The 13,724-nt window shown below is 64.2% G+C and carries 15 protein-coding genes; 7 read left to right on the top strand and 8 right to left on the bottom strand.

Annotation, left to right across the window (positions count from 1 at the left end; genetic code table 11):
* Window positions 1–17 precede the first annotated feature (17 nt).
* Both ACK4HJ_RS05145 and ACK4HJ_RS05140 read right to left on the bottom strand, forming a co-directional pair.
* Entirely contained in the window at window positions 18–1,268 is a 1,251-nt protein-coding gene (locus ACK4HJ_RS05145) for a TolC family protein (RefSeq protein ID WP_406561332.1), read from the bottom strand.
* A gap of 627 nt (window positions 1,269–1,895) precedes the next feature.
* Complete coding sequence (locus ACK4HJ_RS05140) at window positions 1,896–2,237, bottom strand: helix-turn-helix domain-containing protein (RefSeq protein WP_409828684.1); 342 nt, start codon at window positions 2,235–2,237, stop codon at window positions 1,896–1,898.
* Window positions 2,238–2,760: 523 nt separating this feature from the next.
* On the opposite strand from ACK4HJ_RS05140, the gene ACK4HJ_RS05135 reads away from it, so the two are divergent.
* Complete coding sequence (locus ACK4HJ_RS05135) at window positions 2,761–4,176, top strand: DUF3703 domain-containing protein (RefSeq protein ID WP_409828312.1); 1,416 nt, start codon at window positions 2,761–2,763, stop codon at window positions 4,174–4,176.
* 117 nt (window positions 4,177–4,293) lie between these two features.
* On the opposite strand, the gene ACK4HJ_RS05130 is transcribed toward ACK4HJ_RS05135, so the two are convergent.
* Window positions 4,294–4,917 carry a tyrosine-type recombinase/integrase gene (locus ACK4HJ_RS05130; protein WP_409828311.1) on the bottom strand — a complete coding sequence of 208 codons (624 nt, stop codon included), beginning with the start codon at window positions 4,915–4,917 and terminating at the stop codon, window positions 4,294–4,296.
* A 112-nt stretch (window positions 4,918–5,029) separates the two neighbouring features.
* Between ACK4HJ_RS05130 and ACK4HJ_RS05125 the strand changes: the two genes are divergently transcribed.
* A complete protein-coding gene (locus ACK4HJ_RS05125) occupies window positions 5,030–5,197 on the top strand; it encodes a hypothetical protein (protein WP_409828310.1) in 168 nt (55 codons plus the stop codon).
* 256 nt (window positions 5,198–5,453) lie between these two features.
* Here the strand turns inward: ACK4HJ_RS05125 and ACK4HJ_RS05120 are convergent, their stop codons facing one another.
* On the bottom strand, window positions 5,454–6,803 hold the full coding sequence (locus ACK4HJ_RS05120) for an alpha-hydroxy acid oxidase (protein WP_409828308.1): 1,350 nt from the start codon (window positions 6,801–6,803) through the stop codon (window positions 5,454–5,456).
* Window positions 6,804–6,926: 123 nt separating this feature from the next.
* On the opposite strand from ACK4HJ_RS05120, the gene ACK4HJ_RS05115 reads away from it, so the two are divergent.
* Together ACK4HJ_RS05115 and ACK4HJ_RS05110 are read left to right on the top strand one after the other, a co-directional pair.
* Window positions 6,927–7,826 (top strand): LysR family transcriptional regulator, encoded by a 900-nt coding sequence (locus ACK4HJ_RS05115; RefSeq protein ID WP_409828307.1) that lies wholly within the window; start codon window positions 6,927–6,929, stop codon window positions 7,824–7,826.
* An 87-nt stretch (window positions 7,827–7,913) separates the two neighbouring features.
* Window positions 7,914–8,507: an NTP transferase domain-containing protein gene (locus ACK4HJ_RS05110; RefSeq protein WP_409828305.1), complete on the top strand. Its 594-nt coding sequence runs from the start codon at window positions 7,914–7,916 to the stop codon at window positions 8,505–8,507.
* 414 nt (window positions 8,508–8,921) lie between these two features.
* Here the strand turns inward: ACK4HJ_RS05110 and ACK4HJ_RS05105 are convergent, their stop codons facing one another.
* Window positions 8,922–9,473: a superoxide dismutase family protein gene (locus ACK4HJ_RS05105; RefSeq protein WP_409828303.1), complete on the bottom strand. Its 552-nt coding sequence runs from the start codon at window positions 9,471–9,473 to the stop codon at window positions 8,922–8,924.
* Window positions 9,474–9,591: 118 nt separating this feature from the next.
* On the bottom strand, window positions 9,592–10,188 hold the full coding sequence (locus tag ACK4HJ_RS05100) for a gamma-glutamylcyclotransferase (RefSeq protein WP_409828302.1): 597 nt from the start codon (window positions 10,186–10,188) through the stop codon (window positions 9,592–9,594).
* A gap of 88 nt (window positions 10,189–10,276) precedes the next feature.
* Here ACK4HJ_RS05100 and ACK4HJ_RS05095 point away from each other — a divergent pair, with 88 nt between their 5' ends.
* Window positions 10,277–10,813, top strand: a complete 537-nt coding sequence (locus tag ACK4HJ_RS05095) for an OmpA family protein (RefSeq protein ID WP_409828300.1) — start codon at window positions 10,277–10,279, stop codon at window positions 10,811–10,813.
* 142 nt (window positions 10,814–10,955) lie between these two features.
* Here ACK4HJ_RS05095 and gloA read toward each other — a convergent pair whose 3' ends face one another.
* Both gloA and ACK4HJ_RS05085 read right to left on the bottom strand, forming a co-directional pair.
* Window positions 10,956–11,369: a lactoylglutathione lyase gene (gloA, locus tag ACK4HJ_RS05090; protein ID WP_252662076.1), complete on the bottom strand. Its 414-nt coding sequence runs from the start codon at window positions 11,367–11,369 to the stop codon at window positions 10,956–10,958.
* On the bottom strand, window positions 11,366–11,917 hold the full coding sequence (locus tag ACK4HJ_RS05085; RefSeq protein ID WP_409828297.1) for a PaaI family thioesterase: 552 nt from the start codon (window positions 11,915–11,917) through the stop codon (window positions 11,366–11,368). The genes gloA and ACK4HJ_RS05085 overlap by 4 nt, the downstream gene beginning before the upstream one ends.
* 73 nt (window positions 11,918–11,990) lie before the next feature.
* On the opposite strand from ACK4HJ_RS05085, the gene ACK4HJ_RS05080 reads away from it, so the two are divergent.
* Both ACK4HJ_RS05080 and ACK4HJ_RS05075 read left to right on the top strand, forming a co-directional pair.
* Complete coding sequence (locus tag ACK4HJ_RS05080; RefSeq protein WP_409828295.1) at window positions 11,991–12,467, top strand: MarR family winged helix-turn-helix transcriptional regulator; 477 nt, start codon at window positions 11,991–11,993, stop codon at window positions 12,465–12,467.
* Window positions 12,457–13,713 carry an MFS transporter gene (locus ACK4HJ_RS05075; RefSeq protein ID WP_409828293.1) on the top strand — a complete coding sequence of 419 codons (1,257 nt, stop codon included), beginning with the start codon at window positions 12,457–12,459 and terminating at the stop codon, window positions 13,711–13,713. The genes ACK4HJ_RS05080 and ACK4HJ_RS05075 overlap by 11 nt, the downstream gene beginning before the upstream one ends.
* The last annotated feature ends 11 nt before the right edge of the window (window positions 13,714–13,724 follow it).

The raw sequence follows: 13,724 nt of genomic DNA, 5'->3' as shown, positions 1-13,724 counted from the left end.
TGGGACAGGCTGGGCGCTCACTGCGGCAACAGGCCCAGGGCCTGGCGCAGGGTGGACACGGCAGCGGCGGCATCGATGCGGGCACGCGCGAGCTGGCGCTCTGCCTGCACGGCATCGAGCTCCACGCGCAGGCGCGTGGGCCAGTCGGCCTCGCCCAGGCGGAAGGCCTTGTCGACGAAGCCGCGCGCATCGCGTGCCAGGGCCGCATGGCGGGCCATGGCCTCGCGCTGGGCCTGGGCGGCCTTCACGCGGGCCGAAGCCGCGGCCACGTCAGCAGCGAGACGGTCCTGCTCCACGCGGGCGCGCACTTCGGCGTCCAGCGCGTCAGCGCGCGCGGCGGCCTCCCTGGCGCGCGCCCGGTCGCCACCACCCAGGGGCACGCGCACCCCCACGGTGAAGGTTTGCAGGTAACGCTCGCCCGACTGCTCGCGCCCGCGCGTGGCGGCCACGGTCAGTTCGGGGTTGGCCCGCGTCTGCACGGCGGCCAGGTCGGCGGCGCGGCGCGCCACCTCGGCCTGGTCCTGCCAGTCGGCCACGGCGGGGTGGTCGGCGGGCAGGCCGGCACCGGGCACGGCCTCGGGCTCTGCCCCGTCGGCCAGCTCCGCGCCGCCACCCCAGACCGCCAGGGCGGCCTGCGCCGCATCGCGTGCGCCCATGGCCTCGGCCACGGCCGCTTCGGCCTGGGCCACGGCGCCGTCGGCCTGGGACTGGTCGGCGCGCGACATGTCGCCAGCCTTGAAACGGCGCGCCACATCGGCCGCCAGGCGCTCTGCGTTCTGCAGCCGGTCCTGGGCCAGGCCCAGCTCCGCCTGCGCACGCTGCAAGGCCCACCAGGCCTCGCGCACGGTGGCGGCCAGTTGCAGCTGCGCGGCCAGGCGGCGGCTGTCCACGGCCTTGATCTCGGCATCCCCCAGCGCGGCCTTGCGTGCGCGCTCTCCGGGCAGCCACAGCGGCAGAGCCACGCCCACTTCGTATTCACGGCTGCCCTGGTTGCTGCCGGGCCGGTCGGTCTTGGCCTGCAGCTCCAGGGCCGCGGGCTCGGCCGTCCAGGACGAAGCGCCGCTGCGCGCGGCCTGCGCCGATTCGCGCCGCAGTGCAGCCGACTGCGCCTCGGGCTGCTGCGCCCAGGCCCTATCGAACAGGGTCGTGAGCGTGAGCGGTGTTGCCGGCGGCTGGGCCAGCGCGGCACTGCCGGCCAGCGCCCATCCCAGGGCCACGGCCGCCATGGATAACCATGGTGCGTCGTTCGTTTTTCTCGTATGTTGCATCCGATTCCTCTGCAGTGGCGTGAGCCACAAGATTGAAATCGGCAAGGCCCGATGCCTGGTGCGCAGGTGCGCACCGATGCTGCTTTTCAAGGCAACATGGAATCGTCAGGAAGGGGCTACCCAGCGCCCGCCTCGCCGCTCAGGCGAGGACAGACCAGTTGGGGCGTTCGGGGCGGGAGAGCGGGGGCCGCACCCATGCTTGAAGCACTTGGTGCGCAGGACGGGAGGCATCAACTGCCAGGGCGTGAACGCCCGAGGTCCAAATCAAACCACTTCCAGCGCCGTGGCACGCATGACAATCCATGTCGGCAGTAGTGAAACTCGCCAGCGCCTGGTGGCCGGACGTTTCAGTGGCTTGAGTTTGCGCTGAATCCTCTGCGGCAGAGTCACCTTCGTGGTCATGCACATGGTGACCGAAGTGGGCTGCTTGCGGCGCCACTTCGTGCCCACAATAGGGTGATGCAGCCGCCCAGATGGATTGGAGCGGCGTGAACACCAGCAAAAAGATGAGAAGCAAGCGGCGCATGAATTCCGCGCATTCTACTCACTGTAATAACCAGCGAATTTGCGGGACGGTCCTATTCCGAGGGCATTGAAGGCTGCAAAAATGATCGAAACTCGGCCAACCTATGTGCCCGGTATCCCATCCAAACGAGGACCGCCCGATTGAGATAGCGTGATCTCAACATTGTGCAAGCCGCGTGGGGCGATGCCAAAGCTAGTCGCAAAAGTTCTACTGAGATGCGCACTGTCTGAGAACCCAGCTGCGTGCGCCGCTTGAGTCAAATTGGATCCCCCGGCAAGGCGTCGCAGCGCTTCTTGGAGCCTTAGCCATCGCACATACGCCCGAAAGGGAAGCCCATACTTCTGCTTGAACCAGTGCAGAAACCGCCCCTCCGACAAGCCTACGATCTGGGCTGCGTCCAGCGCCCGGAGAGGCTGATCCAGCTCGACTTTTAACCAGTCCATGAGCGCCAGTTCACGGAGCCCTTGAGAAGGCCCATCTTGGGGTTCGCCAGCACTGGCAAAGTCCCATTGGTGTAATCGTGCTTCTAGCTCTTGCACCATTGAAATCGATATTTCGCACGCATTCCCGCGCGAAATACTGCGCCAATGCATTGCAATAGGCATGGCGGGGTCAAGAAACAGGAGTCGCACTGCCTCTGTTGACTGCAGGCAATGTGGGGCACCGGCATCAACGACGTGCCCGGCGGCTCGCCTTCTGTAGGGGCCGGCGACAAGCTCAAAAGCGGCGATGGGCGACCACGCGATTTGAACCAGATGGTGGCGGTGTGCCCTATTTTGCTGCACTGGTCCCACATAGATTGCCCAGCCCGGTCCAATGCCCAACCGTGGCAGCAATCGCTGCTCTACCACAGGCTCATCTGGAATCGAGGCTACAAATGCGTGGCCACCGCCTTGGTCCGTACGGCGCGCTGCGATAGCCGGTTTGTTCAAGCCCCGATCATGACGCACTGATCAAATCCTTCTCATGAATACAACTCATCATCCCAGAGAAGCGCCGCAGTTCAAATCAGCCCGACGGGCATACCAAAATGAGATGGACCTGATGAGGTCTGCTTACCTTGCTGGCGACGAGGATAGTGCTACGCGACATGCGGTTCGTGCCCACATCCTGGGACAACGCTACTTGATTCCCCATTTGGTCACTCATGTATGGATGATGCGGATGGCTTGGCGCCGCGGCGACGTGGCCGATGCCATGGGGCAATTGCGCCGCCTGATGATGGTGGTTCCTGGATGGCTGATCGGTTGGGTTCCTGTGGGGAATCCTGGTCTGACAAGCGTGAACCCCCTCAAGTCCTCTGCCATGCCGAGTGATCTGGCAAGGTACTTTGTCGGAGATAGTATCTGGTACCACGTAATGCGACGACTCGCACTGCTGGTGCTCATTGCACTGCTGGGGTTGGCAGCGTTAGCTTGGCAGGACTCGCGCCGGGCTGTCCAAGCAACGGCTCTGGAGCACGAATGGTCCAATTTGCGTGTGGAGAAGGTATTGGGGTTGGGGGAGTCAACATCCCTTGAAATCTTGCCGCTGGTAAACCGACATGCTCTTGCTCCAGATCTGCAGACCGAGGCAGGCGTGTCCTATCTAATCCAAACGGACGACCGGACAATCTTGTTTGATGTTGGCTGGAACCGCGAACAGACGACGCCATCACCGCTGCTTCACAACATGGGCATGATGGGAATATTGCCCTCAAGCATCGATACAGTTTTTATCAGCCACGCCCACCGGGATCACGTGGGCGGCGCTGCAGCGGAGCGAGCCCGAACGTTCAGCATGAGTCCCGAAGGCGTGGACATGACGGGAAAAACGTTGATTGCACCATTGGAAATGTCTCACCCTGGCATGAAGGTGGAGGTGCTTGACAAGCCTCAACGGCTTTTCGCCGGTGTCGCGTCCACTGGGCCGATCCCCCGCAGTCTCTTCATTGGGCGGATCGACGAGCAAGCTCTGGTTGTGAACGTAGCGGGCAAGGGATTGATCGTGATCGTGGGCTGTGGACACCAAACGATTCCCAAACTGCTCCAAAGAGTTCGCGAAGCGTTCGCAGAGCCAATCTATGGAATCGTCGGCGACCTCCACTTTCCTGTCCCAGAGGGCCGAATGCGGATGATGGGGATCGATGTGCAGCGATTTTTTGCGTCAGGCGATGGACCATTTTCCCCACTCCAGCGCGATCAAGTACTAGCCGAAATGGATATGTTGGATTCAGCGGGCATCCAGTTCTTGGCTGTCGGTACGCATGATACGAGTGACGAGATGATCCAGACATTTTCGAAACGGTTTGGCCAGCGCTTTCAACAGGTTGAGGCTGGTCGAGCCATTCGCATTGGTTCGAACCAGGTACCCACTGCGGACAAAGTGACGACACCTCAGTAGCGCTGGTGCAACTGCCTACCCAAAGCCAAATAACTTTGCACGACTCCACAATCACCGTTGTTTGCAGCACCGCCCATATTGCCGTCCGCGAAAGCCAAGTTTGCTGCGTGAACGTCTTCAGATCTCAGTCTGTTCGGAGAGCTCCAGAGCGTCATCGACTTCAATGCCAAGGTAGCGGACAGTTGACTCGATTTTTGAATGGCCTAGTAGTAGCTGGACAGCACGCAGATTCTTGGTCCTGCGGTAGATAAGAGTAGCTTTGGTTCGTCGCATGGAGTGTGTTCCATACTCCGCTGGATCCAAACCAAGCTGCAACACCCAGCGCCCTAGAATTCGGGCGTACTGACGAGTCCCGAGATGCGGAGACTTGTGAAGTCGGCTGGGGAAGATAAAGTCTTCTGATTTCAGCTTAGTGGCCTTGATCCATTGCCGAAGCGCTTCGCGAGTGGTCCCTGTCAGTTCGAACTGGACGGGGCGACGAGTTTTGTGCTGCATGACCGTTGCTCGCGAAGCGACTTGGTCGCCATGGCAAACGTCTCGGACCTTCAAGGCGACCAGGTCGCATCCGCGTAGCTTGCTGTCTATGCCCAGATTGAAGAGCGCAAGCTCGCGCAAGCGGTTTTCCATCTGAAGGCGCACGCGCAGCGCCCAGATGTCTTTAGGCTTGAATGGCGCCTTCTGACCAACGATCTTTCCCTTGTTCCAAGGCTCGCGATGAACGACGGCTGCAACGGATTCCATAATGGCCTCCAATCGAGTTGCTGGACAAACACGATGCGCCTTCTAGATGCAGGTGTCCACGAGTGACCACGGTAGCTGTGTCAGTTCTTGCGGTTCAGGAAAACGCCCGGTGATGTTCTTCACTGTCTGCTCTCGATCGCAGCAGTCGTTCAACGATTGCATGTTGAGCGACAGCAACCAGCCTGAAGCCGTCCTCGGCGCTGCGGTCAGTCAGCTTGACTCACTTAATCAAAAGTGCTTCTGGCGCTTACTGGCAAGCGCTGGCAGCTATCGTTTTTGAAGTGAACGGGGTGGCTGCGAATTCGGTGCCGCAATCTCTTCACATCAAATTGCGTTGACACCAGCGTGGCAGCATCGTTACCTGCGGCGTTTCGTTTGTGCTCAACGCCCAGCATGGCGATAACGCGCGCAAGGCCCAAAGAACTTGCCGCCAGAGAAATGTTTTCATCAGCGGTTCTTTATTTTTTTTGAGAACTGTCTTTTGCCCAAAAAACTTTACGTCTACGAATTGGTAATGGTGCGCATGCCTCTGCGCGTCATTGCGTTTCGACACCGCCTTTGACAGGTAGCAGGAGAGAAGCCAGCGCCGCAGTCCCCCACGGTGCTCGCCGGTCCAAGAGGTGCTCTTGCCCGATGTCGGCGCAGGTCGTGACGCCCAACATCGCCAGGTTCCGGTCGACCTCTGCACTCAGCAGTTCAATAGCGGCCCCCACGCCTGCTTCTCCATCCACCGCTGCTGCGTAGTTAAAGGGTCGGCCCACAAACACCGCCTGCGCCCCCAGCGCCATAGCTTTGATCACATCGGTGCCCCGGCGGATGCCGCCGTCCAGCATCACGGTCATGCCGCTGCCCGCTTGTTCAACGATGGCAGGCAGCACGCGCAGCGGCGCCACTGCGCCGTCAAGCTGGCGGCCGCCGTGGTTGCTCACGATGATGCCGTCCACACCGTGCTGCCGGGCCAGGGCGGCGTCGTGCGGGCTCAGGATGCCCTTGACGACCAGCGGGCCTTGCCATTGGCGGCGGATGTGGGCGATGTGGCTCCAGTCGAAATGGTCGCGCGCGGCAAAGTCGCGCTGCACGCGCGATGACAGGATGGGCGCGCCGCGTTCGGCAAACGAGTTTTCAAAGTGCGGCATGCCGTGCCGCGCCAGGGTGCGCAGCAGCGTGCCGGCCAGCCAGCGTGGGCGCACCAGCCCGTCCCACGCCAAGCGAAGGCTGGGGCGCAGGGGGGTGGAAAAGCCTGCGCGGATGTTGTTCTCGCGGTTGCCGGCCACTGGGATGTCCACGGTGACGACCAAGGTCTCCACGCCTGCGGCCACCACGCGCTGCAGCAGCCCGTCGATGCGCTCGGGCGTGCCGGGCAGGTAAGCCTGGAACCAGGTGCCGGGGGCCGCGGCCATCACTTCCTCCAGCCGGATCAACGAGCTGCCGCTTTGTATGGCCGGTATGCCCGCTGCTGCGGCGGCGCGCGCCAGAACGATGTCGCCGCGGTAGGCCGACAGGGCGGCAATGCCCATTGGGGCGATGCCGAAGGGGCTGGCGTAACGTTTGCCGAACAGGGTCACGCCCTGGTCGCGCACGGCCACGTTGCGCAGCACGCGGGGGACGAGGGCCAGCTCGGCAAACGCGCGGCGGTTGTCATCCAGCGCCTGGTTGTCTTCTGCTGCGCCCGACACGTAGCCAAAGATCGGGCGCGGCAGCACGCGGCGCGCTGCGGGCTCGAAGTCGTCCAGCGCGAGCAGGTTTCGCGTGCGCCCGCTGCGGCGGGTGCCGTTGAAGGCTTGCCATGCGCTGCTGCTGTTGTCGCTGACGCTACGGGTTGAGACGGGCGCTGGCGATGGAGATGAGGATGGGGGTGACGGGGTGGCAGATGACGAGGTGGGCACGGCGGCTCCGATATGGCAGTGATGTGATACAGCAGCAGGTTTGCGCCGAGTGTGGCGCCACCCCTTTGCGCAAGAAAGCGAAATTATTGGGAACGCAATGTTCGCTAACGCGAAAATAGCCGCATGACCCTCAAGCAGCTTGAAGCCTTCTATTGGGCCGCCACCTGCAGCAGTTTTGCACTTGCGGCAGAGCGTGTGCACCTGTCGGTGTCGTCTTTGTCCAAACGCATTGCAGAGCTGGAAGGATCGCTGGGCCAGGCGCTGTTTGACCGTGCCGGGCACCGCGCGGTGCTGACAGATGCGGGCGCACGGCTTTTGCCATTGGCAGGCGGCTTGCTGCAGCAGGCCGACCGGCTGCAGCAGGAGATGGGCAGCGCCAGCGGATTGCGCGGCCCCTGCCGACTGGGCGTGGGCGAACTCACCGCGCTGACCTGGCTGCCGCGCTGCGTTGCTGCCATTGCAGATGCGCACCCGGCGTTGGAGGTGTCGGTGCACGTGGATGTGGGCGCGGCCCTGGCAGAGCGGCTGGACAAGGGTGAGCTGGATGCCGCCGTCATCGCCGGCCCCGCCACCCGCAGCGCGCTCACGTCTGCGCCCTTGGCGCAAGCGGGCTTCATCTGGTGCGCGGGTGCGCAACTCGCGCCCAAGCTGCCGCAGATGGACGCAGCGGCGCTGCAGCAGCATGCGCTGGTGAGCTTGCCGCTGGGTTCGGGCGTCAATCACCTCATCGACGAGTGGCTTCGGCAGGCGGGTGCGCGCATCCACCGGCGTGTGGTGTGCAATCACTGGGGCGCCATCGTGGGACTGCTGGCCCAGGGCATGGGCGTGGGCTTGCTGCCACAAGGGTGGGCGCAGACGCTGTGTGCGCGGGGTGCGTTGGCAGCCTTGCCCAGCCCCGTGCCGCTGGGGCAGTTGGACTACGCGCTGCACCACCGGCGCGACGACGTGCGGCCGCTGGTGGGTGCCTTGCATGCGCTGGCGGTGAGGCAGGCGGATTTTTCGGTGTCCAGCGGGGCGTTTTGAGTTCGTAGCACCTTCCTGACCGGTGCGTGGCGAAGGTGCATTCCGTATTTCTAGAATCGGTGACCGCGCCGCACATTGCCCCAACCCATGCTTGCTTCATCTTCACCCGGCCCTGTTGTTCTGGTCCTGGCCTCGGGCCGGGGCGAGCGGTTTAAAGCCTCGGGGGGCGCAACGCACAAGTTGTATGCACCGCTGGGCAGCACCACGGTGCTGGAGCACACGCTGGCCGCCGTGCGCGCCAGCGGCTTGGCCTGGCACGCGGAGGACGCTGGACACCCGGGCATGGGCGATTCGATTGCGGCCGCCGTGCGCGCCACGGCCGGTGCCAACGGCTGGCTGGTGCTGCCGGCCGACCTGCCGCTGGTGCTGCCCGGCACTTTGCGCAACATGGCCTGCGCCCTGCAAGCCGCCGCTGCCGAGGGCGCTGCGGTGGTGCAGCCGGCGTACCAGGGCGAACGCGGGCACCCCGTGGGTTTCGCGTCGGCGTGTGGCGCAGAACTGATGGCGCTGACTGGGGAACAGGGCGCGGCCCGTATCGTCCGCCAGTACGCCCAGCAGGGCAGGCTGCGGCAGGTGAGTGTGGAAGACGTGGGCACCGTGACCGATGTGGACACGGTCGGCGACCTGAGACGGGCGGAGCGCATCCTGGCGCTGCGCGGCGCTGTTAGGGCAGGTGACTGAGGAAAGACGGCAGGGGCGGGCAGTGATGATTCGCCATGAATGAGCTGCGAAACTTTTTGAAACGCCGCGATTCCGTAGTCGCTGACGGATGGCCCGTCACCGGCTTTGCCGGCTCTCACTCAACCCATGACCCCAAAAGGAAGCATTTCGATGCGCACACACGCAATCGCATTCGTCGTTGCCCCATTTGCCGCCATGTTGATTGGCTGCCAGACAAATCCCCTCCCGGCCACCGCGTCGCATGCAGCGCCCGCCGAGGGTTCGCCAGCGGAAGTCCAGGCGTCTGCGGCCCCCCAAGGCCCGGTGCCGGTGTTTGGCCCGTTGTCGCGATAGCGCTGAGGGACTGCGGCTCGTGGCTCAAAGCGCCCCGCCGCACTGCACCGAGGGGGCTTTGCAGCCAGCCGTGTCAGCCGGTCAGATGCGCTTGACCGGCTGGCTCTCGATCACTGCGCAGGCCAGGCGTGGGCCGGCGTTGCCGGTGGGCTGGGTGGTGTAGTCGTCGGGGTCGCGGTGCACGATGAGGCCGCGGCCGATGACGTCGGTCACCGGGCCCTGCACGCTGATGGTCTTGGACACAAAGCTGAAGGCCGCCACGCCGTACTTGTCGGCCTTCAGGCTGGGCAGGTCGCCTGCATGGTGCTCGCCCGCGCCGTGGTGGCCGTGAGGCTTGGTGGTGGGGTTGAAGTGCCCTCCAGCGCTCATGCCATCGCCGCTGGAGCAGTCCCCTTTTTCATGGATATGAAACCCGTGCTCGGCATTGGGCTTGAGGCCGCGGATTTCTCCGTGCACACGCACGTGGTCACCGCGCTGCACAAATGTGACCGTGCCGTGGGTGGTGTTGCCGCGCGTGGGCTCCAGTTTGGCCACGGCGCGGTAGCCCTCCAGGTGCGACGCGCAGCCCGACAGGGCTAGCGCCGCCACGGCGCTAGAGAGCATCAGCAAAGGGGAAAACGGTTGGGTCGTCATGGCCGGGACTCCTTGGAAAAGTGGGACAACAAAAGCAAACACCAGACGCTGGAGGCATGGGCCTGCCGCAGGCGCTTCCGGTGTGATGTGGCGCCATCCTAGCCATGCGCGCAGATAACTACACCTCTTTTTTTGCAGCCAACGCGATCAGGCGGCCCAGCGCCCGGTCGTGAATGCCGTGCCGGCGCAGTTCGTCAAACGTGGCCTGGGCATAGTCGCGTGTGGTGCCATAACGGCCCGTGGCCTGCTCGAAGATGCGGCTGTATTCGTGGTCGGGCAGCACGCCAGTGTGATTGGGGCTCTTGCGGGACAGAGTGAAGGCGAGGGCGCTGACGGGGCCCTGCGGCGTGTGGCAGGTCAGCCAGCGCGGGTCATAGACGGCAGTGACCATCTCGCGCTGCCAAAGGTTGACCATGACCTGTTGGGCGTGCGCACGCGGAACACGGAACACCATGCCGCGGCAGCTGCCGCCCGAGAGCATGCCAAACACCAGGCCAGGGCACTCGGGCGTGCCACGGTTGATGCGGCTCCACATCTTGAGGGCGCGGTGCCACCCGTGCACCTTTGCGGGCCGGCGCTCGGCGTAGTCAAAGTCCGGCCGCCAGATGAGCGAGCCATAGCCAAACACCCACAGGTCGTCGTGGCCGCCCCATTCGGCAAGGGCGCGCTCAAGCATGGGGGCCGGGTCGCGCAGCGGCGCGGGGAGATTCGTCATGGGGCCACTCTACAATTGAAAGCTTTGCTGCGGCGCAGTGATCTCGCAGCGATTATTTTTCTCCAAACCATCACCCCAGGAACCTCTCATGTCCAGCTCCGACGACGATAGCCAGCAACGTTTTGCCCTTGGATTCTTGTTTGCGCTGATTGCGCTGATCCTTTCGGTGGTGGTGGGCACGGTGGTGGTCAAGCAGATGGGCGGCTCGGCTGCAGCTGTAGCCAACAACGCGGCATCCACCCCCGTCGCTGACGCGGCAGCGCCTGCTGCAGCCGTTGTTGTGGTGGTGGACGAAGCCACGGTGCGCGTGGAAGGCGGTGTGGTGAAGTTCTACTTTGCCACCGCCAAGGCTGACCTGGCTGCCGGCGCCAACGATGCGCTGGCCGACGTGGTCAAGGGTGTGGCCGATGGCAAGAAGGCCGTAGTGTCTGGCTACCACGACGCGACGGGCGACGCCGCGCTAAACGCCGAGCTGGCCAAGCAACGTGCCCTGGCAGTGCGTGATGCACTCAAGGCCCTGGGTGTGGCCGACGACAAGATCGAGCTGAAGAAGCCCGAGCAAACCACCGCCACCGGCACAGACGCCGAAGCGCGCCGCGTGGAAGTGACGCTGGGCGCGATGTAAGCGGCTGGTGCAGTAACGCGGCCAGACGCTGACGCCGCGCAACCCAATAAAAAACCCGGCGCTGCCGGGTTTTTTATTGGTCAAATCGGCCTCTGGCGCTTATTTGGTAAGCGCTTGAAGCTATCATTTTTGAAGTATTTCTTCAGCGGAGGCCTTGGCCGCCTGCGCCTTCGGCGCGCTGGATCAGTTCGATCTTGTAGCCATCGGGGTCTGTAACGAACGCAATCACCGTGGTGCCGCCCTTCACCGGCCCGGCCTCGCGTGTCACGTTACCGCCGGCGGCCTTGATCTTCTCGCACGCCGCGTACGCGTCGGGCACACCCAGGGCAATGTGGCCGTAGGCCGTGCCCATCTCGTAGCTTTCGACGCCCCAGTTGTAGGTCAGCTCGATCTCGGCCTGGCCGGGGTTGCCGCCCTCGAAACCTAAAAAGGCCAGCGAGTACTTGTACTCGGGGTTCTCGGACTGGCGCAGCAGCTGCATGCCCAGAACGTTGGTGTAGAAATCAATCGAGCGTTGAAGGTTGCCAACGCGCAGCATCGTGTGGAGGAATTTCATCCCCGGGATTGTGCAGGCAAGTCGAAAACCAGGCATGTGGTGGTGGCGTGGGCATACAGCGTGCCGTCCGGCCCCACCAGACGCGCCTCGGCCGTTGCCAGCTGGCGGCCGCTGTGAATCACGCGGCCTTCGGCGCGCACGCGCGGCACTTTGGGGGTGATGGCCTTGACCAGGTTGATGCCCAGCTCTGCGGTCGTGTAGCCGCGCCCTGGCTCCATGCGGGTGTGTACGGCGCAGCCCAGGGCGGAGTCGAGCAGGGTGGCGAACCAGCCACCGTGCACCGTTCCCATGGGGTTGAGGTGTTCTGCGCGCGGAGTGCCCTGAAAGATCGCAGTGCCGTCGCCGACTTCCACTATCAGAAAGTCCAGCGTATTGGCAATGGCGGCGTAGGGCAGCTCACCGCGCAGCATGGCCTGCATCTGCTGCAGGCCAGTGAGGTGCGCAATCTGTTCGCGCCGGGCTACGCCCGGGCCGGGTCCGGCGTCCAGTACGGACAGGATGTCGCGCTCCTGTGCCAGCCAGTGTTCAAGTTGGTTCTGTGAGGTCATGTGGTGTCCTGGTTGCTGTAGTGGTCTAGTTGAGTGACTTGCATATGCAATTATTGCAGATACAATTAAATTCATGCAAGCCGAGCAAACCACCCCAGCAAGCGCGCCGCCGCAGGGCTGCACGAACTTCAAGCTGCGCCAGCTGATGCGCCGAGTGGCCAGTCACTACGACGCCGAGATGGCGCGGTGCGGGCTCAAGACCACGCAGTATTCGCTGCTGTCGCATGTGCTCAAGCTGGGGCCCATCCGCCCGGGTGACCTCGCTTCTGCGATGAAGATGGACGCCTCCACGCTCACCCGCAACCTGCGCCCGCTGGTGGATGCCGGCTGGGTCACCTTGCAGGCGGGCACCGATGCACGCAGCCGCCTGGTGCACATCACGGACACAGGGCGGGATAAGCGTGCAGAAGCCCAGCGCCACTGGAAGGCGGCGCAAATGGCGTTGAACGAAACGCTGGGCGTGGACCGCGTGGCGGCTTTGCATGCGCTGGTGGACGAGTCGCTCGATTTGCTGGCCGCTTTGCCAGCGGAGGCTGGGCATGACGAATAACCTCACCCCTCCATCTGTGGCCAGGACAGCCGCGCCCTTGGCCCTGTGGCTGGCGCTGCTGGCCGCCGCTGGGGCCTTTGCACTCACCATGGGCACGCGGCAGACCATGGGTTTGTTCCTGTCGGCGCTTAACACGTCCACCGGGCTGGGTATTGGCAGCATCAGCCTGGCATTTGCGTTTGGCCAGCTGTGGTGGGGCCTGACCCAGCCGTTTGCGGGCGCCGTGGCCGACCGCATTGGCGCAGGCCGGGTCATCCTGTTGGGCGTGGCGCTGGTGGCACTGGGCACGTTCATCACGCCGTACATGACCAGCACTGCGGGGTTGATCTTTGCCATTGGCGTGCTGGCTGCGGGCGGTGCGGGCATGGCCGGCCCGTCGGTGCTGATGGCGGCCACTGCGCGGCTGGTGCCGGTGTCGCAGCGGGGGCTGGCCAGCGGGGTGGTCAATGCGGGCGGCTCGTTCGGGCAGTTCGTCATGGCGCCGATTGCCATCAGCCTGATCGCGGCCGTCGGCTGGGCGGGTGCCATGCAGTGGCTGGGCGTGTTGGTGCTGCTGGCGCTGCCTGCGGCCTGGGTGCTGAAGGGCAACTCCAACGCGCTGGCGGCGCAGGCCGCAGCGGCATCGGGGCAGAAGGCGCTGACCGCGCGGGAGGCCATTGCGCAGGCGTTGGCCACGCCCAGTTACCGGTATCTGGCGCTGGGGTTCCTGGTGTGCGGGTTTCATGTGGCGTTCCTGGCCACGCACTTGCCGGGCGTGATCGCCGCCTGCGGACTGGCGCCTGAAGTGGGCGGCTGGGCACTGGCGGTGATCGGCCTCTTCAACATTGTGGGCAGCCTGACCATGGGCTGGGCCGTGGGGCGCTGGCGCATGAAGTCGCTGCTGTCGCTGCTCTATGCCACCCGTGGTGTGGCGGTGCTGGTGTTTTTGCTGGCCCCCAAAACGCCCGCCGTGGTGCTGGTGTTTGCGGCGGTGATGGGCGTGACGTTCTTGTCCACCGTGCCGCCCACGGCTGGGCTGGTGGCCAAGATGTTTGGCACGGCCAACATGGCCATGCTGTTTGGCGTGGTGATGCTGTCGCACCAGGTGGGCGGATTTTTGGGGGCTTACCTGGGTGGCAGCGTGTTCCAGGCCACGGGCAGCTACGACTGGGTCTGGTACATCGACATCGTGCTGGCGCTGGGCGCCGCGCTGGTACACCTGCCCATCCGCGAAGCGCCCCTGGCCCGGCCGGCGGCAGCGGCTTGACCTTCACCTCC

This window comes from Acidovorax sp., assembly GCF_046294525.1.
Classification (GTDB): Bacteria; Pseudomonadota; Gammaproteobacteria; order Burkholderiales; family Burkholderiaceae_C; genus Acidovorax.
The sequence above is the reverse complement of the archived record's forward strand: the minus strand, read 5'-3'. Positions and strand labels throughout refer to the sequence as shown.

What these genes read in the sequence shown, in the direction of transcription:
- ACK4HJ_RS05085 (WP_409828297.1), bottom strand. Translation starts at nt 11,917, where the DNA reads ATGACCTCACAGAACCAACTTGAACACTGGCTGGCACAGGAGCGCGAC.
- ACK4HJ_RS05105 (WP_409828303.1), bottom strand. Translation starts at nt 9,473, where the DNA reads ATGACGACCCAACCGTTTTCCCCTTTGCTGATGCTCTCTAGCGCCGTG.
- ACK4HJ_RS05145 (WP_406561332.1), bottom strand. Translation starts at nt 1,268, where the DNA reads ATGCAACATACGAGAAAAACGAACGACGCACCATGGTTATCCATGGCG.
- ACK4HJ_RS05095 (WP_409828300.1), top strand. Translation starts at nt 10,277, where the DNA reads ATGTCCAGCTCCGACGACGATAGCCAGCAACGTTTTGCCCTTGGATTC.
- ACK4HJ_RS05075 (WP_409828293.1), top strand. Translation starts at nt 12,457, where the DNA reads ATGACGAATAACCTCACCCCTCCATCTGTGGCCAGGACAGCCGCGCCC.
- ACK4HJ_RS05130 (WP_409828311.1), bottom strand. Translation starts at nt 4,917, where the DNA reads ATGGAATCCGTTGCAGCCGTCGTTCATCGCGAGCCTTGGAACAAGGGA.
- ACK4HJ_RS05080 (WP_409828295.1), top strand. Translation starts at nt 11,991, where the DNA reads ATGCAAGCCGAGCAAACCACCCCAGCAAGCGCGCCGCCGCAGGGCTGC.
- ACK4HJ_RS05100 (WP_409828302.1), bottom strand. Translation starts at nt 10,188, where the DNA reads ATGACGAATCTCCCCGCGCCGCTGCGCGACCCGGCCCCCATGCTTGAG.
- ACK4HJ_RS05135 (WP_409828312.1), top strand. Translation starts at nt 2,761, where the DNA reads ATGAATACAACTCATCATCCCAGAGAAGCGCCGCAGTTCAAATCAGCC.
- ACK4HJ_RS05115 (WP_409828307.1), top strand. Translation starts at nt 6,927, where the DNA reads ATGACCCTCAAGCAGCTTGAAGCCTTCTATTGGGCCGCCACCTGCAGC.
- ACK4HJ_RS05110 (WP_409828305.1), top strand. Translation starts at nt 7,914, where the DNA reads ATGCTTGCTTCATCTTCACCCGGCCCTGTTGTTCTGGTCCTGGCCTCG.
- ACK4HJ_RS05125 (WP_409828310.1), top strand. Translation starts at nt 5,030, where the DNA reads ATGTTCTTCACTGTCTGCTCTCGATCGCAGCAGTCGTTCAACGATTGC.
- ACK4HJ_RS05140 (WP_409828684.1), bottom strand. Translation starts at nt 2,237, where the DNA reads ATGGACTGGTTAAAAGTCGAGCTGGATCAGCCTCTCCGGGCGCTGGAC.
- gloA (WP_252662076.1), bottom strand. Translation starts at nt 11,369, where the DNA reads ATGAAATTCCTCCACACGATGCTGCGCGTTGGCAACCTTCAACGCTCG.